Annotated in this window: 20 protein-coding genes, 1 pseudogene and 1 riboswitch; of the genes and pseudogenes, 4 read left to right on the top strand and 17 right to left on the bottom strand. The window is 72.3% G+C overall.

From position 1 onward, the window contains the following. Positions 1-97: 97 nt before the first annotated feature. The 8 genes from ACFY0P_RS31735 to ACFY0P_RS31700 all read right to left on the bottom strand — a co-directional run bounded on the left by ACFY0P_RS31735 (position 98) and on the right by ACFY0P_RS31700 (position 6737). Positions 98-553 carry a PH domain-containing protein gene (locus tag ACFY0P_RS31735; RefSeq protein ID WP_388920688.1) on the bottom strand — a complete coding sequence of 152 codons (456 nt, stop codon included), beginning with the start codon at positions 551-553 and terminating at the stop codon, positions 98-100. A gap of 18 nt (positions 554-571) precedes the next feature. Next, entirely contained in the window at positions 572-1420 is an 849-nt protein-coding gene (gene hisG, locus ACFY0P_RS31730; RefSeq protein ID WP_388920681.1) for an ATP phosphoribosyltransferase, read from the bottom strand. Positions 1421-1467: 47 nt separating this feature from the next. Then, on the bottom strand, positions 1468-1740 hold the full coding sequence (locus tag ACFY0P_RS31725; RefSeq protein ID WP_030946750.1) for a phosphoribosyl-ATP diphosphatase: 273 nt from the start codon (positions 1738-1740) through the stop codon (positions 1468-1470). Between the two features lie 34 nt (positions 1741-1774). Beyond that, positions 1775-2260, bottom strand: a complete 486-nt coding sequence (ribH, locus tag ACFY0P_RS31720) for a 6,7-dimethyl-8-ribityllumazine synthase (RefSeq protein WP_388920678.1) — start codon at positions 2258-2260, stop codon at positions 1775-1777. A gap of 75 nt (positions 2261-2335) precedes the next feature. Beyond that, the gene (locus ACFY0P_RS31715; protein ID WP_388920675.1) at positions 2336-3625 is read right to left on the bottom strand and encodes a bifunctional 3,4-dihydroxy-2-butanone-4-phosphate synthase/GTP cyclohydrolase II; all 1290 of its coding nucleotides are present in this window, start codon (positions 3623-3625) and stop codon (positions 2336-2338) included. Continuing rightward, positions 3622-4272, bottom strand: a complete 651-nt coding sequence (pnuC, locus tag ACFY0P_RS31710) for a nicotinamide riboside transporter PnuC (protein WP_388920672.1) — start codon at positions 4270-4272, stop codon at positions 3622-3624. The genes ACFY0P_RS31715 and pnuC overlap by 4 nt, the downstream gene beginning before the upstream one ends. Further along, positions 4269-4874 (bottom strand): riboflavin synthase, encoded by a 606-nt coding sequence (locus tag ACFY0P_RS31705; protein WP_388920669.1) that lies wholly within the window; start codon positions 4872-4874, stop codon positions 4269-4271. The genes pnuC and ACFY0P_RS31705 overlap by 4 nt, the downstream gene beginning before the upstream one ends. Before the next feature lie 156 nt (positions 4875-5030). Next, positions 5031-5161: riboswitch (FMN riboswitch) on the bottom strand. A 277-nt stretch (positions 5162-5438) separates the two neighbouring features. Further along, positions 5439-6737: an ROK family transcriptional regulator gene (locus ACFY0P_RS31700; RefSeq protein WP_388920666.1), complete on the bottom strand. Its 1299-nt coding sequence runs from the start codon at positions 6735-6737 to the stop codon at positions 5439-5441. 123 nt (positions 6738-6860) lie between these two features. Here ACFY0P_RS31700 and ACFY0P_RS31695 point away from each other — a divergent pair, with 123 nt between their 5' ends. Next, positions 6861-8075, top strand: coding sequence for an MFS transporter (locus ACFY0P_RS31695; protein ID WP_388920663.1), 1215 nt, complete (start codon positions 6861-6863; stop codon positions 8073-8075). Here the strand turns inward: ACFY0P_RS31695 and ACFY0P_RS31690 are convergent. Both ACFY0P_RS31690 and ACFY0P_RS31685 read right to left on the bottom strand, forming a co-directional pair. Further along, complete coding sequence (locus ACFY0P_RS31690) at positions 8035-8493, bottom strand: acyl-CoA thioesterase (protein ID WP_388920660.1); 459 nt, start codon at positions 8491-8493, stop codon at positions 8035-8037. The genes ACFY0P_RS31695 and ACFY0P_RS31690 overlap by 41 nt on opposite strands. 86 nt (positions 8494-8579) lie before the next feature. Beyond that, on the bottom strand, positions 8580-9839 hold the full coding sequence (locus ACFY0P_RS31685; RefSeq protein WP_388920658.1) for an alginate lyase family protein: 1260 nt from the start codon (positions 9837-9839) through the stop codon (positions 8580-8582). Between the two features lie 128 nt (positions 9840-9967). Between ACFY0P_RS31685 and ACFY0P_RS31680 the strand changes: the two genes are divergently transcribed. From ACFY0P_RS31680 to ACFY0P_RS31670, 3 genes are all read left to right on the top strand, one after another. Further along, complete coding sequence (locus ACFY0P_RS31680; RefSeq protein WP_388920655.1) at positions 9968-11347, top strand: uracil-xanthine permease family protein; 1380 nt, start codon at positions 9968-9970, stop codon at positions 11345-11347. 102 nt (positions 11348-11449) lie between these two features. Then, positions 11450-12136 carry a DUF5995 family protein gene (locus tag ACFY0P_RS31675; protein WP_388920652.1) on the top strand — a complete coding sequence of 229 codons (687 nt, stop codon included), beginning with the start codon at positions 11450-11452 and terminating at the stop codon, positions 12134-12136. A 96-nt stretch (positions 12137-12232) separates the two neighbouring features. Then, positions 12233-13162, top strand: coding sequence for an LLM class F420-dependent oxidoreductase (locus ACFY0P_RS31670; protein ID WP_388920649.1), 930 nt, complete (start codon positions 12233-12235; stop codon positions 13160-13162). Positions 13163-13173: 11 nt separating this feature from the next. Here ACFY0P_RS31670 and ACFY0P_RS31665 read toward each other — a convergent pair whose 3' ends face one another. The 7 genes and pseudogenes from ACFY0P_RS31665 to ACFY0P_RS31635 all read right to left on the bottom strand — a co-directional run bounded on the left by ACFY0P_RS31665 (position 13174) and on the right by ACFY0P_RS31635 (position 21755). Continuing rightward, on the bottom strand, positions 13174-14886 hold the full coding sequence (locus ACFY0P_RS31665; RefSeq protein ID WP_388920646.1) for a flavin monoamine oxidase family protein: 1713 nt from the start codon (positions 14884-14886) through the stop codon (positions 13174-13176). 51 nt (positions 14887-14937) lie between these two features. Then, a complete protein-coding gene (locus ACFY0P_RS31660) occupies positions 14938-15726 on the bottom strand; it encodes a carbon-nitrogen hydrolase family protein (protein ID WP_388920643.1) in 789 nt (262 codons plus the stop codon). A 154-nt stretch (positions 15727-15880) separates the two neighbouring features. Further along, complete coding sequence (locus ACFY0P_RS31655; protein WP_388920640.1) at positions 15881-16267, bottom strand: DUF742 domain-containing protein; 387 nt, start codon at positions 16265-16267, stop codon at positions 15881-15883. 8 nt (positions 16268-16275) lie between these two features. After that, positions 16276-16695, bottom strand: a pseudogene (locus ACFY0P_RS31650) (roadblock/LC7 domain-containing protein); the annotation flags it as partial. Between the two features lie 97 nt (positions 16696-16792). Beyond that, positions 16793-19099: a nitrate- and nitrite sensing domain-containing protein gene (locus ACFY0P_RS31645; protein ID WP_388920637.1), complete on the bottom strand. Its 2307-nt coding sequence runs from the start codon at positions 19097-19099 to the stop codon at positions 16793-16795. Between the two features lie 97 nt (positions 19100-19196). After that, positions 19197-20648 (bottom strand): HAD-IA family hydrolase, encoded by a 1452-nt coding sequence (locus ACFY0P_RS31640; protein ID WP_388920635.1) that lies wholly within the window; start codon positions 20646-20648, stop codon positions 19197-19199. Positions 20649-20690: 42 nt separating this feature from the next. Then, positions 20691-21755 (bottom strand): ABC transporter ATP-binding protein, encoded by a 1065-nt coding sequence (locus tag ACFY0P_RS31635; protein WP_388920632.1) that lies wholly within the window; start codon positions 21753-21755, stop codon positions 20691-20693. Positions 21756-21759: the final 4 nt, after the last annotated feature.

Genomic DNA, 21759 nt, shown 5'->3' with positions numbered 1-21759 from the left:
AGGCGGGACGTGAAAAGCCTCCGCCAACAGATTAATCAAGACAGGGGCCGGTGCGGCAGGGGCGACGGCCCCAAGACGCCCCCGAAGTTGCGTGATTTCAGCCCTGATGCTGTTCGGGGTCGTGGATCGCGTGGGCCTCGGCGAGGGCGCGCAGGGCCGTGGCGTCGGCGATGGCGCGCCGCTTGGCGATGCCCGGCTGGATGCCGAGGGCGGGCAGGCTGGTGCCGTCGCTGAGGTTGAGGAAGACCCATGGGTCACCCGGTCGGAGGTTCACCTGGACGATCTCCGCCCACTCCAGGCGCCGCTCGCCGGCGATGTTGACGACGGTGACCCCGGACTCGTCGGCGACCACCTTCACCCGGGCCAGCCGGGCCAGCACCCAGAAGATCAGCGCGCCGGTGACGACGAAGCTGAGCTTCTCCCCCGGGCCGAGCTGCTCCAGGAGCAGTGCGACCCCGGAGATGGTGGCGAAGATCGCGACACCCGCGGTGAGCAGGATCACGCGGGTGTGGCCCGGCCGGAAGGTGACGGGAAGGGCGGGAAGCTCGGACATCTCGCGCGTGGCCCCGGATCAGAGGCGGCAGGCGTGGATGGCCGTGGTCAGGATGGCGCGGGCGCCGATGTCGTACAGGTCGTCCATGATCCGCTGGGCGTCCTTGGTGGGCACCATGGCGCGGACCGCGACCCAGCCCTCGTTGTGCAGCGGGGAGACTGTCGGCGACTCCAGGCCGGGGGTGAGGGCGACGGCCTTCTCCAGCTGCTCGACCCGGCAGTCGTAGTCCATCATCACGTACGTCCGGGCGACCAGGACGCCCTGGAGACGGCGCAGGAACTGCTGGACCTTGGGCTCCTCGGCGTCCGCGCCGGTGCGGCGGATCACGATCGCCTCGGACTTCATGATCGGCTCGCCGAAAACCTCCAGGCCGGCGTTGCGCAGCGAGGTGCCGGTCTCGACGACGTCGGCGATGACCTCGGCGACGCCCAGCTCGATGGCGGTCTCGACGGCGCCGTCCAGGTGGACGACGGAGGCGTCGACGCCGCTGTCGGCGAGGTGCTTGGCGACGATCCCCTCGTAGGAGGTGGCGACCGTCTTGCCCTTCAGGTCCGCCAGGCCGTTCGCCTCGCCGGGCTTGGCGGCGAAGCGGAAGGTGGAGCGGGCGAAGCCGAGCGGCAGGATCTCCTCGGCGTTGGCGCCGGAGTCCACGAGCAGGTCGCGGCCGGTGATGCCGATGTCGAGGCGGCCGGAGGAGACGTAGATCGCGATGTCGCGGGGACGCAGGTAGAAGAACTCGACGTCGTTGGCCGGGTCGACGATGCGGAGTTCCTTGGACTCCCGCCGCTGCCGGTAACCGGCCTCATGCAGCATGTCCGCCGCAGGGCCTGAGAGGGAACCCTTGTTGGGGACGGCGATGCGCAGCATGAGGTCGGCTTCCTTTGCTCGGAAAGAGTGGTTTGTCGGAAAGGGTTCTACAGGTGGGCGTAGACGTCGTCCAGCGAGATGCCGCGGGCGACCATCATCACCTGGACGTGGTAGAGCAGCTGCGAGATCTCCTCGGCGGCCGCTTCCTTGCCCTCGTACTCGGCGGCCATCCAGACCTCGGCGGCCTCCTCGACGACCTTCTTGCCGATGGCATGGACCCCCTTGCCGACCAGCTCGGCGGTGCGGGAGGTGGCGGGATCGCCGTGGGCGGCCTTGTGCTGGAGCTCGGTGAAGAGCTCCTCGAAAGTCTTGTTGGACATGGTGAGCGCCAGACTACGCCAATTGCCGCGTCGCTCAGTGCCAGGGTTCAGATACTGAGCGAAGCGTGGCCGCCGTCGCCACCGCCGCCGTGACCGCCTCGTGCCCCTTGTCCTCGTTGGAGCCCGCGAGACCGGCGCGGTCCAGGGCCTGCGCCTCGTCGTCGCAGGTGAGGACACCGAAGCCGACCGGGACGCCGGTCTCCACGGAGACCTGGGTGAGGCCCTGGGTGACGCCCTGGCACACGTACTCGAAATGCGGGGTGCCGCCGCGGATGACCACGCCCAGGGCGACGATCGCGTCGTAGCCGCGTCCGGCGAGGACCTTGGCGGTGACCGGGAGCTCCCAGCTGCCGGGGACCCGGAGCAGGGTCGGCTCGTCGATCCCCAGGTCGCGCAGGGCGCGCAGGGCGCCGTCCACCAGTCCGTCCATCACCTTCTCGTGCCACTGGGACGCGATGACCGCGACCCGCAGGTCGCTGACATTGCGTACGGACAGTTCAGGTGCACCCTTGCCGCTCACGTCTCTCCTCAGTGCTGTTTCTGTACGGGTGGCCGCAGGTGGGCCACGGTTGCCGGTGGCCGCGGACGGCCACTGTCACTGGTTTCCGCAGGTGGCCACGGCCGGCTTGTCCAGCCAGGGCAGGTCGTGGCCCATCCGGTCCCGCTTGGTGCGCAGGTAGCGGAGGTTGTGCTCGCCCGCCTGCACGGGCATCGGCTCGCGTCCGCTGATCTTGAGACCGTGGCTCAGCAGCGCGTCGCTCTTGTCGGGGTTGTTGGTCATCAGCCGGACGCTGCGCACCCCGAGGTCGGCCAGGATCTGGGCGCCGGCGCCGTAGTCGCGGGCGTCGGCGGGCAGGCCGAGTTCGAGGTTGGCGTCGAGGGTGTCGCGGCCGCGCTCCTGGAGTTCGTACGCACGCAGCTTGGACAGCAGGCCGATGCCCCGCCCCTCGTGGCCGCGCAGGTAGACGACGATGCCCCGGCCCTCGTCCTGGATGCGGTCCAGGGCGGCGTCGAGCTGGGGGCCGCAGTCGCAGCGGGCGGAGCCGAAGACGTCGCCGGTGAGGCACTCGGAGTGGACCCGGACCAGGACGTCCTCGCCGTCGCCGATCTCGCCGTGGACGAGGGCGACGTGCTCGACGCCGTCGGCGGTGGAACGGTACCCGTAGGCGGTGAAGCCGCCGTGCTTGGTGGGCAGGTTGACCTCGGCCTCGCGGCGCACGGTGGGCTCGGCGGCCCGGCGGTAGGTGATCAGGTCCGCGATGGAGATGATCGTCAGGCCGTGCTTGCGGGCGAACGGGATCAGTTCGGGGAGGCGGAGCATCCGGCCGTCCTCGCCGGCGATCTCCACGATGGCACCGGCCGGGCGCAGGCCCGCGAGGCGGGCGAGGTCGACGGCGGCCTCGGTGTGGCCGTTGCGGACCAGGACACCGCCGGGGCGGGCGCGCAGCGGGAAGATGTGGCCGGGGCGGACGAGGTCCGTCGGTTCGGCCTCGCCGCTCGCCAGCAGCCGGAGTGTGGTGGCGCGGTCGGCGGCCGAGATGCCGGTGGTGACGCCGTGCGCGGCGGAGGCGTCCACGGAGATCGTGAACGCGGTCTTCATGGACTCGGTGTTGTCACCGACCATCTGCGGCAGCTCGAGCCGGTCCAGCTCCTCGCCCTCCATGGGGGCGCAGATCAGGCCGCGGCACTCGCTCATCATGAAGGCGACGATCTCGGGGGTGATCTTCTCGGCGGCGATGACGAGGTCGCCCTCGTTCTCGCGGTCCTCGTCGTCGACGACCACGATCGGGCGCCCGGCCGCGATGTCGGCGATGGCCTGCTCGACCGGGTCGAGGGTGAGGTCCTCGACGCCTTCGGTGCTGTAGAGGATGGGTGCCGCGGTCATGCGGTTGCTCCTTCCAGAGCGGGCCGCGTGCCCTGGCGGGAGCGCAGCCACCAGTCGCGCAGGCCCCACAGGACGAGCGCGCCGTAGATGACGTAGACGAAGCCGGAGAAGGCGTAGCCGTTGGCGAAGTTGAGGGGGACGCCGACCACGTCGACCAGGAGCCAGGCGATCCAGAACTCGACCATGCCGCGGGCCTGGGCGTACATGGCGACGACGGTGCCGACGAAGATGTAGGCGTCGGGCCAGGGGTCCCAGGACAGGGACGGGTAGGCCTTGAAGAGCAGGGCGACGGCGACCGTGCCGGCGGCTGCGGCGGCGACCATCGCGCCGCGCTCCCGCCAGGTGGCGAAGCGGGGCGCGATGTGGCCGTCACCGCCGTCCTCGACCCGGCCCTGGTTGCGGTTCCACTGCCACCAGCCGTACAGGGCCACGACCATGACGACGATCTGCTTGCCCGCGCTGCCGGCGAGGTGGCCGTAGAAGGCGATGAACAGGACCAGCCCGGAGAGGAACTGCACCGGCCAGGTGAGCAGCGAGCGGCGCCAGCCGAGGGCGAGGGTGATCAGCCCGAGGATGTTGCCGATCATGTCCGACCAGATGATGTGCTGATCGAGGAGGGTGAAGGCCTCGGAGTTCAGCCAGTTCACCGGTCCGCTCCCTGCGTGTTCGCGAGCAGGCGCTCCACGTACTTGGCGACGACGTCGACCTCCAGGTTGACGGGGTCGCCGGGCTGCTTGTGGCCGAGGGTGGTGAGGTCGAGGGTGGTGGGGATCAGGCTGACGGTGAAGTAGTCGGGGCCCGCCTCGACGACCGTGAGGCTGATGCCGTCGACGGTGATGGAGCCCTTCTCCACGACGTAGCGGGCGAGGTCGGCCGGGAGGGAGACCTTGACGATCTCCCAGTGCTCGGAGGGGGTTCGGGCCAGGACCTGGCCGGTGCCGTCGACATGACCCTGCACGATGTGGCCGCCGAGGCGGGAGCCGACCGCGGTGGGGCGCTCCAGGTTGACGCGGGAGCCGACGTCCAGGGCGCCGAGGGAGGAACGCTTGAGGGTCTCCGCCATGACGTCGGCGGTGAACTCGTCGCCCTCGTGCTCCACGACGGTCAGACAGACGCCGTTCACGGCGATGGAGTCGCCGTGCTGCGCGCCCTCGGTCACCACGGGGCCACGGAGCCGGAAACGGGACGCGTCGCCGAGGTTCTCGACGGCGGTGATCTCACCCAGCTCTTCGACGATTCCGGTGAACACTTCCCGGGTCCTCCTGCCTCAACGGGGCACGGACTCCGGGGTCTGTCGACAGACGACAGAATGGACGGACGATCACACCGAGGGCGACGCCGAGAAGGTCCCGTCCGCCACGGACGAGACCAGATACGGCGGCGCGCACACGTACATGCTCGCCCGCCGCGCACTGCCTCCCATCCGGACTTTAACCGTCGGTCCAGGAATTTCACCTGGTCAACCGGCCGCTGGAAGCGGACGGGTCGCGGACTATAACCGCCGGTTCGGAGTTTCACCGACCCCGGAGTGCGCTGCTTCTGGTACAGGGCCAGTGTGCCACGCCCGATCGTGGTCCATACAGGGGAACCGTGTGGGGTGCCTCACAGCTCGCGCCGCTGGACTTCCCAGCCGGACCGCCGTGTGCCCAACGGGCGCCCGGACCAGGACTCTTGACTGTGGTTCACATCTATTGACCCCACTGGTCTAGTCCTTTTAGGGTTCGGGCGGACCCGGTGGCGGTGACGACGGCCCTTGCCCGTCGCCGGGCCCGCCCAATCCGGGCCGCCCGCGCCGGCGGCCCGCGGCGCGGGGTCAGTGGTGTGCCGCGAAGAGTTCGTCCTGGGCATGCTCGCGGGCGGTGAGGAGGGCGCCGCGCAGGACGGCCGCGCCGCCGAGCGTGCTCGCCCGTACCTCGGTGGCCAGGGGGGACATCCGGCGGAGCCGGGCCTCGACCCGCGCGGCGAGCGCCGCTCCCCCGGCGGGGCCGACCTCACCGCCGAGGACCACGCAACCCGGGTCCAGGACGGCGACGACAGCGGCCACACCTACGGCGATGCGGTCGGCGAGGGTGTCCAGGAAGCGGGCGTGTGCGGTGGGAGGTTCCGGGTCCGGCCGGGGGGCGGCCACGGTGCCGTCGTGACTGGTCGCGCCCACGCGGCGGAGCCGCATATCGATACCGCCCGCGGCCCTTTGGGGCGCGACCGGGGTGCCGCCTGCTGCCAGGCGTACCGCCTCCTCGACCACGCGATCGGCAGACAGGCCCCCCACTCCGCACTCCCCCGCCAGCTCCACGATCGCCGCCGCTCCCACCAGCGAGTGATAGCCCCCTGAGCAGTCCGTCGCCGTGGGCAGTCCGACCGTGCCCGGCACCGGCAGGAAGCCGATCTCGCCCGTGCCGCCGGAGGCGCCCCGGCGCAGGCTGCCGTCCAGGACGACGGCGGCGCCGCAGCTGTCTCCCAGCCAGAGCAGGACGAAGGTGTCGCGGTCCCGGGCGACACCCTCCCGCTGCTCGGCGAGTGCGGCCAGGTTGGTCTCGTTCTCGACACTGACCCGGGCCTGCGGGAACCGCTCCTGGAGGGTGGCCACCAGCCGGCGGTGCCAGGCGGGCAGGCCCGCCGAGTCGCGGAGTTCGCCCGTGCCCGGGTCGATGAGCCCGGGCGCCCCGATCCCCACGGTGTGCAGCTGCCCGCCGTCCCCGGACGCCCCCGCCTCCTTCACCGCCCGCTCCACCAGTTCCACCGCCCGCTCCACGGCCGCCGCCTCCCCCGCCTCCGGGGCGACCGGCACCGACCCTTCCGCCAGCACCCGCCCCACCAGGTCGGAGACCAGCACCGAGACGCTCTCGGTGCGTACGTCGAGGGCGGCCAGGTACGCGCGGTCGGCCACGATGCCGTACAGCCGGGCGTTCGGTCCGCGGCGCTGCTCGCCCGACTCGCCGACCACCGTGATCAGGCCGGACGCGGTGAGCCGTTCGACGAGGTCGGCGACGGTCGGCCGGGACAGTCCGGTCAGCTGTTTCAACTGCCCTGCCGTCAGCGGGCCTTCCTGCTGCAGCAGGCTCAGCGCGAGCCGGTCGTTGATGGCCCGGGCGGTGCTCGGTGATGCGGGCATGACGGGCATCCTCCCAGATCCGTATGGCCCAGGACGGCCACATAACTCCCTATCTATCAGGCAGGGTCCCTGATAGTTTACGGCGGACAGCGGGGCGGCACCCACCCGGGGAGGGGCAGGACCATGAAAGACGTGGGTAACGGGCAGCACGGGGCGAGGCGCGCGCGGTACGCCGTCGCCGCCGTGTTCACCGTGCACGGAGCCGTCACCGGCTCGTTCGCGACCCGGGTGCCGTGGGTCCAGGACCATGCCTCGCTCAGCGCCGGGCAGTTGGGCTTCGCGCTCGCGTTCACGGCGTTCGGCGCCTCGTGCTCGATGCCGCTGGCCGGCCGGATCAGCCACCGCTTCGGCAGCCGTACGGCGCTGCGCGGGCTGATCGCGATGTGGACGCTGTCGCTGATCCTGCCGTCCCTGGCGACCAACCTGTACCTGCTGTGCCTGGCGATGTTCGTGTACGGCGCGAGCGCCGGCATGGCGGACGTGGTGATGAACGCGCTCGGTGTGGAGATCGAGCGGCTGCTCGACAGGTCGATCATGTCGGGGCTGCACGGCATGTGGAGCGCGGGCACCCTGGTCGGCTCGGCGGCGGGCACCCTCGCCGCGCATCTGGGCACGGACGCCCGCGTGCACTTCGCCCTGGCCTCGGCCGTTCTCACCGTGCTCGGCGTGCTGGCGGCCGGCTTCGTCCTGGACGTCAGGCCCGGCGAGGACGAGGAACCGCCGCCGCGGTTCACGCTGCCGCCCCGGTCGGCGCTGCTCATCGGCACGGTGGGCTTCTGCGCGGTGTTCGCGGAGGGGGCGAGCCTGGACTGGTCGGCGGTGTTCCTGCGGGACCGGATGGGCAGCTCGGCCGGGCTCGCGGCGGCCACCACCACCGGGTTCATGCTGGCCATGGCGGCGGCCCGGATCAGCGGGGACGCGGTGGTGAACCGATTCGGCGCGGTCCGTACGGTGCGCGCCGGGGGCGTGCTGGCCGCGCTCGGCGGGCTGCTGGTGGTCCTCGCCGGACAGCCGGCGGTGGCGATGACCGGTTTCGCGCTGATGGGCCTCGGCATCGCGGTCGTCGTACCGCTGTGCTTCGCGGCGGCCGGACACGCCGGGCCGAACCCGAGTCAGGCGATCGCGGGCGTGGCGACGATCACCTACACCTCGGGCCTGATCGCACCCAGCCTGATCGGCGGCATCGCCCAGGCGACCAGTCTGGTGGTGTCGTTCTGCCTGGTCACGGTGCTGGCGCTGGGGTTGGTGGCGTTCGCGGGCGTGCTGCGCGCGGGGACGCGGGGCTCCCGGGCGGAGGTCAGCCCCGAGGCCGCAGCAGTTCCCGGCCCACGGCCCTGAACGTCTCGCTCCACGGCGCGGGGCGCAGGGTGGCCGCGTCCAGCCGGACGAGCACCCGGGTGCCCCGCGCGTAGGTGGTCGCGCCGTCCGCCGAGCAGAAGCGGAAGCCGTAGGTCAGGCCGGTGGTGCCGAGCCGTTCCAGCCAGAGGTGCACGGCATAGGTGCCCGACCTGGTGACCGGCGCCTCGTAGCCGATCTGCAGCTCCCTGACCACGTTGCAGGCATCCCCGGCGGCGGCCCAGTCGCCGTCGAAGCGGATGCCGTGCCCGTGCCACAGCTCGGTCCAGGCGCGCTCGACCAGCAGCGGGTAGCGGGCGTTGTGCAGCATCCCGAGCGCGTCGAGGTCGTCGAAGTGGACGCTGACCGGCAGCAGCCGGCCGTAGGAGAGGGCGGGGGCGGGCAGGGCTTCGGCGGTCACGGGTGGGGCTCCTGAGCACTGGACGAAGCGGTGGGGACACTCCATCCTAAGCGGACGCTCAGGAGCCCCGGCCGGGAAGGGGCTGGTCAGCCCGCGATCGAGTCCAGCTGCTCGGCGGCCGGCCGCAGCGCCCAGAGGTCACCGCCGGGCGGCGTCTCCAGCTGCCGCACCGCCGTCCGGGCCGCCTTGTCGCCCGCGTCGGCCGCCGCGTGCACGACGTCGCTCGCCGCGTACCGGTGGAACTCCAGCTCCGGGTATGCCCAGGCGGCCGCCCCGGTCGCGGCCGGCACCAGGTAGTCCACGGCCTTGAACAGGCTCTGCCCGTCCGGCCCCCGGTAGCTCCACAGGTTCACGCCGACGTGCCGGCCGATCGCCGCGAGCCGGGTGTAGGCGACCAGGTCGAAGGTCGAGTAGTGCCAGCTCCTGGTGCGGGCCAGCTCCTGCGGCTGACCGCCGTCCCCCGCGATCTGCGGGTCGATCCGCTTCGCCCGTGCGTCCAGCACGGTCTTCCTGGCCAGCGCCTTGTCGCCGGTCACGTAGGCGAGGGCGGCGAGCTGCATGTCGTAGAAGGTGCCGTGGTTGTTGGCGGCGGCCCCTTCCTCCTTGCCGAAGGCGCTGTTCTGCAGCCAGTCGAGGAAGCCGGTGTTCCAGCTCCGCATCCCGGCCCGGTCCGCGGCGCTCCAGCCGGGCGCCCCGCTGCCGAGGATCGCCAGCGCGTCGACCACGCTCGTGTACGACTGGGAGAAGTCGATGATGCCGATGGCCCGGCCGTCGTACTTGCACGGGATGAACTGGGCGTGGTTCAGGTTCGGGTTCATCCGGGTCGCCGGGTCGAGGAACCAGGTGCGCAGGATCTGCCCGGCCTTCTCGGCGTACTCCCGGTTGCCGGTGTAGTACCAGGCCAGGGAGAGGTCGTACGTCGAGTCGAAGACCTTCTCGACGTCCTGGCGGTCGGTGCCGCTGTCGACCTCGGGATTGCGCCGGCCGTCGCGCTGGACGTAGGGGCAGCCCCAGGGGTTGTCGGCGGTGGGGGTGGTGGTGGGCCACCAGTAGGGGGCCTGGCTGAGGTAGTCGTGGACGTCGCCGCCCGGGGCGGGCTTGGGCTTGTCGACGACCGTCCAGGGGCCCTGGTCCAGCCAGGTGTCGGCGCGGGTCGTCAAGTCACGGAGCGCGCGCCGCAGTTGTGGGTCGCCGTCGCGCAGTTCGGCCTTGGTGCGCTGGAGCCGGGCGCCGTCGAGGACGGCGGTGTCCGGGGCTCTGGTCGCGGCGTGGGCGGAGGGGACGAGGACCGCTCCGAACGCCACCAGGGTCGTCAGCAGAACGGCCGCGCGGGATCTTCCACTCATCGGGACTCCGATCGTCTATTCAGACTTATGAACGCAGTTCATGAGTAGGACCGTGTGAGCGTAGAACTGCCAGGTAGCCGTGACAATGGTTCGGACCATCTTCACGTACAAAGAAAGCGAAGCCCCCCATGGACCTCGGCGTGCGCTGGAAACTGCACGGCGACGGGCGCACGCCCGCGCCCGGAGCGGTGGTACGCCCCGACGAACGGCTCTCCTGGCCACGGACGGTCGGGCTCGGCGCCCAGCACGTGGTGGCCATGTTCGGCGCGTCCTTCGTGGCGCCCGTCCTGATGGGCCTGAACCCCAACCTCGCGATCATGATGTCCGGCGTCGCGACCGTGCTCTTCCTGCTGGCCACGCGCGGCCGGGTGCCCAGCTACCTGGGCTGTTCGCTGTCCTTCGTCGGGGTGGCCGCCGTCATCCGCGCGCAGGGCGGCACCAGCGCCACGGTGACCGGCGCGGTCTTCGTGGTCGGCGTCGCGCTGTTCCTGGTCGGGCTCGCCGTCCAGCGCTTCGGCGCCCGGATCATCCACGCCGCGATGCCGCCGATCGTCACCGGCGCGGTCGTGATGCTGATCGGCTTCAACCTCGCGCCGGTCACCGCCTCCACCTACTGGCCGCAGGACCAGTGGACCGCCCTGCTGGTGATGGCGTTCACCGGTCTGGCCGTCGTCTGTCTGCGTGGTTTCTGGTCCCGCATCGCGATCTTCCTGGGCCTGGTCTTCGGGTACGCCCTCTCCTGGGCCCTGGACCGGATCTTCGGCCGGATCCACTCCATGAGCCCGAGCGGCAAGGTCACCGACCACTGGCGACTGGACCTCTCCGGTGTCGGCAAGGCCGACTGGATCGGGCTGCCGTCCTTCCACGGCCCGTCCTTCCAGTGGTCGGCGATCCTGGTCGCCCTGCCCGTCGTCATCGCCCTGGTCGCCGAGAACACCGGGCACGTCAAGGCGGTCGGCGAGATGACCGGCGACCCGCTGGACGACAAGCTGGGCACGGCGATCTCGGCCGACGGCGTCGCCTCGATGCTCTCCACCGCCGTGGGCGGCCCGCCCAACACCACGTACTCCGAGAACATCGGCGTGATGGCCGCGACCCGCGTCTACTCCACGGCCGCCTACTGGGCCGCCGCCGGCTTCGCCCTGCTCTTCGGCGTCTGCCCCAAGTTCGGCGCGATCGTGGCCGCGATCCCGGGCGGCGTCCTCGGCGGCATCACGGTCATCCTCTACGGCATGATCGGCCTGCTCGGCGCCCAGATCTGGCTGCACGCCAAGGTCGATCTGCGCAACCCGCTGAACCTGGTCCCGGCGGCGGCCGGCATCATCATCGGGGTCGGCAACGTCAGCATGAAGTTCACCGACACCTTCTCCCTCAGCGGCATCGCCCTCGGCACCCTGGTCGTCATCATCGGCTACCACGCCCTGCGCGCCATGGCCCCGGCCCACCTCAAAGGCCGGGAACCGCTCCTCGACGAGGGCACCAGCTCCTACGACGACACCCGGCCGTAGGCGCCCGGCGCACCCTCCCGCGCGACACGTCCGTTCCCCCGTTCCGGGGAAGCGCCGGGCCCGTCGGCACGCGCGCCGGGCCGGGGCTGGGACCCTTCCCCCATGGCGCAGTTGCACCACCTCACCGCTCCGGTCGGCACCGTCGTCGCCCGGATGCGCGCCCTGGACGCGGCCCTGCCCGAGCGGGACGGGATCGCGGTCTTCAACCGTGTGTACCTCGCCGTCACGGAGGAGGTCGAACGGCGCCTGGACGCGGGCAGGTTCGCGGACCCCGGGGCCGCGGCCACCCTGGACGTGCGGTTCGCCGAGCGCTATCTGGCCGCCGTGGACGCGGAGGCCGCCGGCCGCCGGCCCCCGGCCTGCTGGCGGCCGTTGTTCCAGTTCCGCCGCCATCCCGGGGTCCGTCCGCTGCAGTTCGCGCTGGCCGGCATCAACGCGCACATCGGTCATGACCTGGCGCTGGCCGTGGTGGACGCCTGCCGCACGCTCGGCTGCGCACCGGCCGATCTGGAGGACGAGTTCGATCGCGTGGGGGACCTGCTCGTCTCGCTGGAGGAGCGCATCCGCGAGGACCTGATGCCGGGTCCCGACCTGCTCCAGATCGCCGATCCGCTGACCCATCTGCTCGGTTCCTGGAGCCTGGAGCGGGCCCGGGACGCGACCTGGGCGGCGGCACGGGCGCTGTGGGCGCTGCGCGGGTTCGAGGACGTGGCCGAGGAGTTCGCCGAGCGGCTGGACGCGGCCGTGGGCCTGGCGGGCCGGATGCTGCTCACGCCGCTGCGCGACTGAGGTGGCGCGATCCGATCGGCATGCGCGCCGCCTCCGGAATCCTCGGACGCTCCCCGTACGTTGACGGCAGGCACCCGACTGCGAAGGAGCACCGGCATGACCACCAGGCTCGGTCTTGGTCTTCCCCAGATGCGGCAGTACTCCCTCGGCACCGACGTCCCCGACGTGGCCCGCACCGCCGAGCAGATCGGCTACGAGAGCCTGTGGGTCTTCGAGCGGGCACTGTTCCCGGAGCCGGCCACCCAGGGGCTGTACGGCATGGACGGGGTCCCCTGGCCCGACGAGTACCGGAACGTGGCCGACCCTCTGGTCACCCTCACCCTCGCCGCCGCGGCCACCGAGCGGGCCCGGCTGGGCAGCAGTGTGCTGGTGGCCCCCCTGCACATCCCCTTCCAACTGGCCAAGGCCCTGGCCTCGCTGGACGCGGCGAGCGGCGGCCGGGTGGTGGCGGGCCTGGGCACCGGCTGGTCCCTCGACGAGTACGCCGCCGCCGGGGTCCGGCCCTTCGAGGAACGCGGCAAGGTGCTCGACGAGTTCATCGACGTGTGCCGGGCGGTGTGGGGCCCCGACCCCGTGCGCTACACCGGCGAGGTCACGAAGATCGCCTCCGCCGTGGTCGGCCCCAAGCCCGCCCGGCCGATTCCGGTCATGCTGGGCGCGCACGGCAGGAAGGCCCTGCGCCGACTGGTCGACCGCGCGGACGGCTGGCTGCCCGTGGGCATGGGCGTCGGACAACTGGCCACGCAGTGGCGGGAGTTGCAGGACCTGGCAGCCGAGCGCGGCCGGACGGAACCGATCCAGACAGTCCTGCGCGTCAACACCGCCTACACGCCCAAGGCCTACGACGGCGCCGACCGCCGCCCCTTCCAGGGCAGCGTCGACCAGATCGTCGAGGACCTCGTGGCCCACGCAGCGGTCGGCCTGGACGAGATCCTCGTCGACCTCCAGATCACCGCGCGCGACGCCCAGGAGCTCAAGGACGTCGCCGCCGAGGTGTACGAGAAGGCGCGGGCGGCCGGGGTCTAGTCAGCCTCGGGTCAGTCCTCGGGGAGCTCGACCGGCGCGATCTCGTCGTAGACGTCGCCGGGGCCGGGGTTGGCCGCGTCGGTCGCTCCGCCGAAGTGGTGCATGACGCCCCAGACCGCGTTCAGCGCGGTCTGGACGGCGCCCTCGGCCCAGCCCGCCGTCCAGGAGATGTCGTCGCCGGCGAGGAAGATGCCCCGCTTGTCCTCGGGCAGCGAGTCCTGCATGAAGTGCGTGAACAGGCGCCGCTGGTAGCGGTAGTGGCCGGGCAGGTTGGCCTTGAACGCGCCCATGAAGTAGGGCTCGTTCTCCCAGGACACGGTCACCGGGTTGCCGATGATGTGCTTCCTGATGTCGACCTTCGGGTAGATCTCGCCGAGCGACTTCAGCATGACCTCCATCCGCTCGTGCGCGGACAGCGGCAGCCACTTCAGGCTGTCGTCGCACCAGGTGTAGGAGAGGCAGATCACGGCGGGCTTGTCCGGGCCGTCGTCCAGGAGGTAGGTGCCGCGCGTCATCCGGTCGGTGAGGGTCATCGACATCACGTCCCGGCCGGTCGGATTTCCCCTGTCGTCGACGGCCTTGTCCAGCCAGAAGGGCCGGTCCACCGGGACGAACAGCTTCGAGGACTCCATGTAGTGGGTGCGCTCGACCGCGGTCCAGTGGTCGATCGGGAGGAGCGAGTCGTCGCAGGCGATCTTGGAGAGCAGCATCCAGGACTGGGCGGTGAAGATCGCCGCCTGGTAGGTGCGGATGTCGCCGTTCGCGTCCGTCACCGTGATCCGGTTCCCGGTGGTGCGGTGCAGCCGGGTCACGGCGGCCCGCGGCTCGCCGTTCTCGTGCAGCTTCGCGAGCGACGTCCCGTACGCCCAGTGCACGATCTTCTCCGGCTCGCGCTCCCAGAGCCGCAGCGGCAGCTGCTGGGAGCCGCCGACGATGCCGCGGTGGTGGTCGTCGGCCTCGGTGTAGACGACCCGGAGGATCTCCAGGATGGAGTTGGGGAAGTCGGTGTCCCAGCCGCCGGTGCCGAAGCCGACCTGGCCGAAGATCTCGCGGTGCCGGAAGGACCTGAAGGCCTCGGAGTCGCAGAGGAAGCCGTAGAAGGTCTGGTTGTCGAGCTTCTCGACGAGCCTGGACCAGATCTCACGGATGCGCGGCACGTCCCGCTCGCGCATCGCGCGGTTCATGTCGGAGAAGTCGGCGCCCTCGTCCAGGCACTTGTCCCAGGCGGCGGCGACGTCACGGTAGACCTGCGGCAGGTCGTCGACCGTCTCGGCGTAGTGCGACTCGCCCTTGAGGTCCACGACGGTCGAAGGGGTCGCCTCCGCGAGGGGGTTGGGGAAGGGCCGGGTCTCGAGGCCCACCAGGTCGATGTAGTGCTGGAGGGCGGTGGAGGAGGGCGGGAAGCGCATCGCGCCCATCTCGGCGGTCAGTGAGGGGTCGCAGCCCTCGAAGCCGACGGTCCGCAGCCGGCCGCCGATCTTGTCGGCCTCGTAGACGACCGGCTTCAGGCCCATCTTCATCAGCTCGTACGCGGCCACGATGCCGGACAGACCGCCGCCGATGACCGCGACCTCGGTGCCGTGCTCGGTCGCCGGGATCTGGCCGAGGCCCGCCGGGTGGGCGAGGAAGTCGTCGTAGGCGTAGGGGAAGTCCGGGCCGAACATGGTGATCGGCGGCTGCTGCTCGTCGGCGTGCTCGACGGCGTTGGGCACCGTGGACGTCATGGGGTACGGACTCCTTGCGAAAAGCGAAAAGTGTGAAGTGAGCGGGGAAGGTCAGGCCAGGGACCCGTAGAGGCCGGGGCGGCGGTCCTTCAGGTACGGGTTCGCCTCGCGGGAGGCGGCGAGGAGAGCAGGGTCGAGGTCGGCGAGGACGAGTTCCTCGCCGCGGCCGGCGCGGGCGCGGGCGACCCCGTCGGGTCCGGCCAGCGCGGACAGCCCGAAGAACTCGAACTCGCCTTCCTGGCCGACGCGGTTGGCGTAGGCCACATACATCTGGTTCTCCCAGGCCCGCACCGGGACCAGGGACTCGGCGACGAGCTCGAACGGGTGCATATTCGCCGTCGGGACGAGCAGCAGGTCGGTGCCGGCCAGGGCGTGGGCGCGGACGAGTTCCGGGAACTCCACGTCGTAGCAGATCATGATCCCGACGGTGAGGCCGTTCAGCTCCGCCTGCACGACCGGCTGGTCGCCCGGGGTGAAGTGGTCCCGCTCGAAGCCGCCGAAGAGGTGGGACTTGCGGTAGTTCGCAAGCCGGGTCCCGTCGGCGGAGATCAGCTGGGCGGCGTTGTGGACACGATCGCCGTCGCGCTCCGGGTAGCCGTAGGTGATCGCGAGGCCGTGCCGGTGGGCCAGCTCCGCGATCGCGTCCGCGCTGTCGCCGTCGGCCGGCTCGGCGAGGCGGTCGATGTCGTCGCCGATCGCGTAGCCGGTGAGGAACATCTCCGGGGCGACGAGCAGCCCGGCGCCGGCGGCGGCGGCCCGGCCGGCGGCCTCGTCGAGCACCTTGAGGTTCTCGACGGTCGAGCCGGGGCGGCCGGAGCTCTGGAGCAGGGCGGTGCGCATGCGGGTCCTCACCGGGTACGGAAGGAGGTCTGGGGGTCAGTTAGACCGTACGGTCGGCGGGCCGGACCGGACAAGGAGGAGCCGTTGCGCGCCGGTGAGCGGTTCGTTGCGTCCGGCGGGGACCCGGCGGCGATTCGTTGCGCGGGGCAGGAGCTCACAGCTCCCTCAGCCGCTCCACGATCTCCTTGAGCAGCTCGGGGTCGGCGGCGGGGCCGACCGGCTCCACCCGGCGCGGCGCGTCGATCCGCACCAGGCCTGCCTCGGCGAGATCACCGAGCAGCACGCGTACGACGGTGAGCGGCAGGTCGGCGTCGGCGGCGAGCTCCACGACCGGCCGGGCACCGCGCCGCACCAGCGCGAGCAGGGCCGCGCGGGCATGGTCGACGTCCGGCCGGCCCGCGTCCGCGCCCATGTCCACGGCCGTGACCTGGGACAGCAGATCGATGGTGTGCCGGCCGGAGGGTTCGGTACGGCCCCGGGTCACGGTGTAGGGGCGGACCAGTGAGCCGGTCTCGTCCTCGTACCAGTGCTCGTCGCTCACCGCGGTCGTCAGGGGGCCGTGCGCGCGGCGGCGTCCAGGTGCCGGCCCAGACGGCGGACGAGCAGCGCCATCTCGTGGGCCAGCTGGCCGACGTCGGTGCGGACGTCGCTGAGGACGGCGAGCCGGCTGCCGTGTCCGGCCGGGGTGACGAAGAGGTAGGCGTCGTCGAGCATCACCATGGTCTGCCGCACCTCCCCGGCGCCGAACCGGTCCCCCGCCGAGCGGGCCAGGCTGTGGAAGCCGGAGCAGACGGCGGCGAGGTGCTCGATGTCCCGGCGCCGCATCCCCTCGGAGTGGCTCAGCGGCAGCCCGTCGGCGGTGAGCAGCACGGCCTGCCGGACGTGATCGGTCCGGGCGACGAGATCGTCGAGGAGCCAGCCGAGGTCGCTTCCGGGCCGGGCGGCCGGCTCGGCGCCGGCGGCGGGGGCGGGCCCGGAGCCGGGAGCGGCGGTGGAACCGGAGCCCGGGGCGGCCGCGGTGCCCGAGCCCGGGGCGGTCGCGGTGCCGGGCGGCTGGGGCTGGTCGTCACTGGTCATCGTCGGCACGCGTCCCTTCCTCGGTGTGGTTCGGTTCCTCGGGGCCGGCCGGAAGTCCCTTGCGCCCCCGGTCCAGGCCGCGCTGGAAGGCTCCGAAGACCGCCCGCATCTCGTCGGCGTCCAGGTCACGCGCCTCACCGGGAGGCCGCTCCGCGCGCAGCCCGGGGGCGAGGGAGGCCTGGCGGGTGCGGGTGGGCAGGACCGGGGGCGGGGGCAGGTCCGTGCCGGGGGCGGAGGTCTCGGACCCACCCGGCCCGGACGGCGACAGCACACCGACCGCGGACCCGGGCCGGTGTCCGTGTCCCTCCGCCGACGACGGCCGTCCCCGTTCCTCCGCCGACGACGGCCGGCCTCCTCGTACCCCGTCCCGTCGGCCGCCCTCCGGCTCCACCTCGGCCAGCACCGCCCCCGGCAGCAGCACCACCGCCGTCGTCCCCCCGTACGGCGACTCCCGCAGGGTCACCTCGATGCCGTGCCGGGCGGCGAGGCGGCCCACGACGTAGAGACCGAGCCGGTCGTGGCGGGTCGGGTCGAAGGCGTCGGGGTCGATGAGGGTGCGGCGGGCCTCGGAGAGCTGGTCGGCGTCGAGGCCCAGGCCCCGGTCGTCGATCTCCAGGGTGAAGCCGTGGCCGACCCGGCCGGTGCGCAGGGTGACCTGGGTGTGCGGCGGCGAGAACACCGTGGCGTTCTCGAGCAGCTCGGCGAGCAGGTGCACGACATCGGCGACGGCGTCGGCGGCCACGCCCACCTCGGGCATCGGCGGTACCACGACCCGCGGGTAGTCCTCGATCTCGCCGACCGCCGAGGACACCACGTCGGCGATCGGCACCGGCCGCCGCCAGCGCCGTCCGGGGGTCGCGCCGGAGAGGATGATCAGGCTCTCCGCGTGTCTGCGCATCCGGGTGGTGAGGTGGTCGATGCGGAACAGTTCGCCGAGGACGGCCGGGTCGTCGGTGCGCCGTTCCAGCGTGTCGACGAGTTTCAGCTGGCGGTGGACGAGGGCCTGGTTGCGGCGCGCGATGTTGAGGAGGACCGCGAACAGGCCCCGGCGCAGCGTGGCCTGCCTGACCGCGGCCTCGACGGCGGCCAGCCGCGCCCGGTTGAACGAGCGGCCGACGTCCCCGATCTCGTCGTCCCCGGCCTCCCCGGCGGCCAGCGGCGGTGCCTCGATGACCGCGTCCACGTCCTCACCGGCGCTCAATCGCTCCATGAGGGCGGGAAGTTGGCGTGCGGTCAGCAGATCGGCCGCGTCCCGCAGGATCTCCAGGCGGCGCGAGATGCGGCGCGCCCCGCGCACCGCGAACCACAGCGACAGGCCCACCGCCGCGAGTCCGGCCGCGCCGACGACGGCCGCCTTGGCCAGCTCCCGGTAGGCGAAGGCCCGTCCGCGGGCGGCGGAGTTCTCGGCGGCGTGCGTGCACAGCAGCATGTAATGCTTGACGGCCCGGTCGGTGGTCGACCGCCAGGTGCCCGCGGCGACGGCCGCACCGGCCCGGTCCGCGCCCGCCCGCAGCAGCGCGTCCTCGCCGCGCACCAGCGAGCGGTGCAGCGCGCCGTCCTGGAACCTCTCGAACAGCGCCCGTGAGTCGGACGGCAGGTCCGGGACATAGGTCCGCTCGAAGACCCGCCGGTCCTCGATGGTCGCGGTGAGGGTGTCGTACTGCCCGTCGGTGAGCCGTCCGGCGGCCCGCGCCCCGGCGACGAGCGCGTCCTCGCGCGAGACGAACTCCCGTACCCGCACCAGCTCGACGACGACCTGGGCCTCCCGGGCCAGTTGCCCGGCCTGGAGCGCGGTGAGGGTGGACTCGACGTCGAAGCCGGGCTCCACGACGGCGCTGTAGCCGGCGACGGCGCCGTCCCAGGAGATCTTCCGGGACAGCACCTGCCCGCGCAGCTTCTCCAGCCTGCCGGTGGCGGTCACCATCGCGTCGAGCACCTCGCGCTGCCGGTCGCTGAGGCGCCCGCGGTCGCCGTCCCGGATCGCGTCCCGCATGGCGGCCACCGCACGGTCGGTGCGCCGCTGCTGGGCGAGCAGGTCGGTGGCGGTCGCCGTGTCCAGGGGCGCCCCCAGGTAGGCCGCCGACAGCCGCCGTTCGATCTGGATCTGCCCGACGGCGGTGTCGACGGGGGTGCCGAAGTCGCCGTACACCCCCTGGAGCCGGATCAGCGCGCGTAGCTCGGCGGTGACGGACACCATGGCGAAGCTCCACAGGACCGTCAGCGCGACGGCCGGGGCGAGCGCGAGCGCCACGATCCGCGCGCGGACGGTGGTGGGTCGGCCGAGGGGCCAGCGCATGGGTTACCTACCGGTGTTACCAGTGAGTAGGGGGGAGGCCCGCACAACTTACGGGATCGTCACCCCGACCGCAATGGTTGCCCCGGGTAACCCCTGGTTACGGCTCGACGGCGAACGTGGTGACGACGGCCGCGTGGTCGGAGGGCCAGTCGTTGCCCGCCACGTCGGGCCAGGGCACCGGGGTGCCGCCGACGCAGGTCCGGGAGTCGAGCACGCGCAGACCCCTGTGCAGCACGTAGTCGATCCGGTCCTGCGGTTCGGGCCGCCCGCTGCCGTCCTCGTGGACGGGGTGGATCGGCGACCAGGTGTGGCCGGGCGCGGCGGCCGGGTCCGGGTGCGCCTCACGGTAGGAGTCCCGGAACCCGGCGGCCTCGGCGGCCTTGGTCACCGGCCACGCGACCGCCGGCCAGTCCAGGTGGGACGGGCAGTTGAAGTCCCCGACCAGCACCACGGGTACGTCGCCGTGCCCGATCCGGCGCAGGGCCTCCCCCATCTGCCCGAGCCGCACCTCCTCGTGGGTGACCAACTCGTCGGCGCCGAGCCCGTCGAAGTGGAACTCGTAGGGCCCGTACGGTGTGTAGTGCAGGTGCGCGGTCCAGATCTCGACCTCGCGGCCGGGGCGGACGGCGATCCGCACCCCGGCGGCGCCGTAGAAGCCGACGTCCGGGTCGCCGAGGCGGGCGGTGACCGGGAAGCGGCTGATGATCCCGAGATTCTCGCCGGCCGCGTGGTGGTGCCAGCCGAGGGCCTCGGCGAGTTCCTGCGCGCTGGTCCCGGCGGTCTCCTGGAGGCCGACGACGTCCGCGCCCGCGTCCATGATCGCCTTGACCTGCTTGGCCCGGTGGTCGTCGACCGGACTGCCGCCGAGCCACAGGTTCCAGGACATCACCCGCAGTTGCGGTACGGCCATGGCGCTCAGCTCCTTCGGGGTGACCCCGACCAGCGTGTCACGGACGGTCCGGCCGGGCGCGCCGCCGATCGGGGCGAGCGAGGGCACGGCCAGCACCGCACATCCGGCGGCCTCGGCCGAGGCGACGCCGGTCTCGGTGTCCTCGACCGCGACACAGGCCGCCGGGTCGACGCCGAGGGCACGGCAGGCGGCCAGGTACGGGTCGGGGGCGGGCTTGGTGCGGCCGGTGTCGTCGGCGGTGACGGAGACGGCGAACCGGCCGGGGCCGAGGGCGTCGAGGACGAGGTCGGCGACCGCGCGTGGGGACGCGGTGACCAGGGCGGTGGGGACGCCGGCCGCGGCCAGCGCGTCCAGCAGGTCCAGGGCGCCGGGGCGGGGCACGATGCCGGTGCGGACGCGGTCCGCGAAATCCCGGTGCAGCGCGGCCGCGAGCGCCGCGGCCGGCCGGCCCGTCCCGGCGGCGAGCCAGCCGGCGGTGTGCTCCACCGGCCGGCCGAGCACCTCCGGCTCGTCGGCCGCGGTGAGCGGCCGCCCGGCGACCTGTTCCACCGCCTCCCACCACAGTCGCTCGGTGTCGACGAGCGTGCCGTCCATGTCGAACAGGACGGCCTGGAGCGGGAGTCGTGGGTGGGGGGTCACGTTGTTGTCATTCCTCACGTGGGGGCGGGACTTCGGGAAGCGTTACTTCTGGACGCGTGGTGCCACGAGCACCGGCCGCTCGGGCAGGGACACGCTCACGGCGGATCCGGCCCCCAGCTCGGCGGCCTCGTGGGCGGGCAGGTCTGCCTTGGCCTCGGTGCCGTCGGCGAGCCGTACGGTGACCCGGACGACCGCGCCCAGGAAGGAGGTGGCGACGACGGTGGCCGTACCGGCGCCGTCCGCGCGCATCCGGACCGCCTCGGGCCGCACGAGCACGTCGACCTCGCCCGCGCCCGGCGCCTGTCCGTCGACCGGCAGCCGCTGCCCGAGCACCTCGACGGTGTCGTCCTTGACCGTCCCCGGGATCCGGCTCATCGTGCCGACGAACTCGGCGACGAAGGCGGTGGCCGGGCGGCCGTACAACTCGGCCGGTTCCGCGCACTGTTCGAGCTGTCCGGCGCGCATCACGGCGACCCGGTCGGCGATGGACAGCGCCTCCTCCTGATCGTGCGTCACGAACAGGGTGGTGATGCCGAGTTCCTGCTGCAGGCGGCGGATCTCCTCGCGGAGCGACAGCCGGACCTTGGCGTCCAGGGCCGACAGCGGCTCGTCGAGGAGGAGTACGCGGGGCCGCAGGGCGAGGGCGCGGGCGAGCGCGATGCGCTGCTGCTGGCCGCCGGAGAGCTGGTGCGGGAACCGCTCCCCCTTGTCGCCGAGCCCGACGAGCTCCAGCAACTCGGCTGCCCGTGCCCGCCGTTCACTCGTGCGCACCTTGCGCATCCGCAGCCCGAAGGCCACGTTGTCGACGGCGTTCAGGTGCGGGAAGAGGCTGTACGACTGGAAGACCATCCCGGCGTCACGGCGGTGCGCCGGTACGTGGGTGACGTCCTCGCCGTCCACCAGAACGGCGCCGGAGTCCGGGTGTTCGAAGCCGGCGAGCATGCGCAGCGCGGTGGTCTTGCCGCAGCCGGACGGGCCGAGCAGGGCCAGGAACTCCCCCGGCCGTACGGTCAGGTCGAGTCCGTCGAGGGCGACGGTGGCGCCGAACTCGCGCCGCAGCGACCGGAATTCGACGGTCGCGGCCTTCTCAAGGGTGGCGGTGGTCATGGTG

The organism is Streptomyces sp. NPDC001714 (genome assembly GCF_042892755.1).
In the GTDB taxonomy this organism is placed as follows: domain Bacteria; phylum Actinomycetota; class Actinomycetes; order Streptomycetales; family Streptomycetaceae; genus Streptomyces.
Note: the sequence above shows the minus strand (reverse complement) of the source record. Positions and strands in the feature narration are given on the sequence as shown.

Coding starts and splice junctions, on each gene's coding strand:
- ACFY0P_RS31735 (WP_388920688.1), bottom strand. CDS start 553: ATGTCCGAGCTTCCCGCCCTTCCCGTCACCTTCCGGCCGGGCCACACC.
- hisG (WP_388920681.1), bottom strand. CDS start 1,420: ATGCTGCGCATCGCCGTCCCCAACAAGGGTTCCCTCTCAGGCCCTGCG.
- ACFY0P_RS31725 (WP_030946750.1), bottom strand. CDS start 1,740: ATGTCCAACAAGACTTTCGAGGAGCTCTTCACCGAGCTCCAGCACAAG.
- ACFY0P_RS31715 (WP_388920675.1), bottom strand. CDS start 3,625: ATGACCGCGGCACCCATCCTCTACAGCACCGAAGGCGTCGAGGACCTC.
- ACFY0P_RS31700 (WP_388920666.1), bottom strand. CDS start 6,737: ATGCCCGCATCACCGAGCACCGCCCGGGCCATCAACGACCGGCTCGCG.
- ACFY0P_RS31695 (WP_388920663.1), top strand. CDS start 6,861: ATGAAAGACGTGGGTAACGGGCAGCACGGGGCGAGGCGCGCGCGGTAC.
- ACFY0P_RS31685 (WP_388920658.1), bottom strand. CDS start 9,839: ATGAGTGGAAGATCCCGCGCGGCCGTTCTGCTGACGACCCTGGTGGCG.
- ACFY0P_RS31680 (WP_388920655.1), top strand. CDS start 9,968: ATGGACCTCGGCGTGCGCTGGAAACTGCACGGCGACGGGCGCACGCCC.
- ACFY0P_RS31675 (WP_388920652.1), top strand. CDS start 11,450: ATGGCGCAGTTGCACCACCTCACCGCTCCGGTCGGCACCGTCGTCGCC.
- ACFY0P_RS31670 (WP_388920649.1), top strand. CDS start 12,233: ATGACCACCAGGCTCGGTCTTGGTCTTCCCCAGATGCGGCAGTACTCC.
- ACFY0P_RS31665 (WP_388920646.1), bottom strand. CDS start 14,886: ATGACGTCCACGGTGCCCAACGCCGTCGAGCACGCCGACGAGCAGCAG.
- ACFY0P_RS31660 (WP_388920643.1), bottom strand. CDS start 15,726: ATGCGCACCGCCCTGCTCCAGAGCTCCGGCCGCCCCGGCTCGACCGTC.
- ACFY0P_RS31645 (WP_388920637.1), bottom strand. CDS start 19,099: ATGCGCTGGCCCCTCGGCCGACCCACCACCGTCCGCGCGCGGATCGTG.
- ACFY0P_RS31635 (WP_388920632.1), bottom strand. CDS start 21,755: ATGACCACCGCCACCCTTGAGAAGGCCGCGACCGTCGAATTCCGGTCG.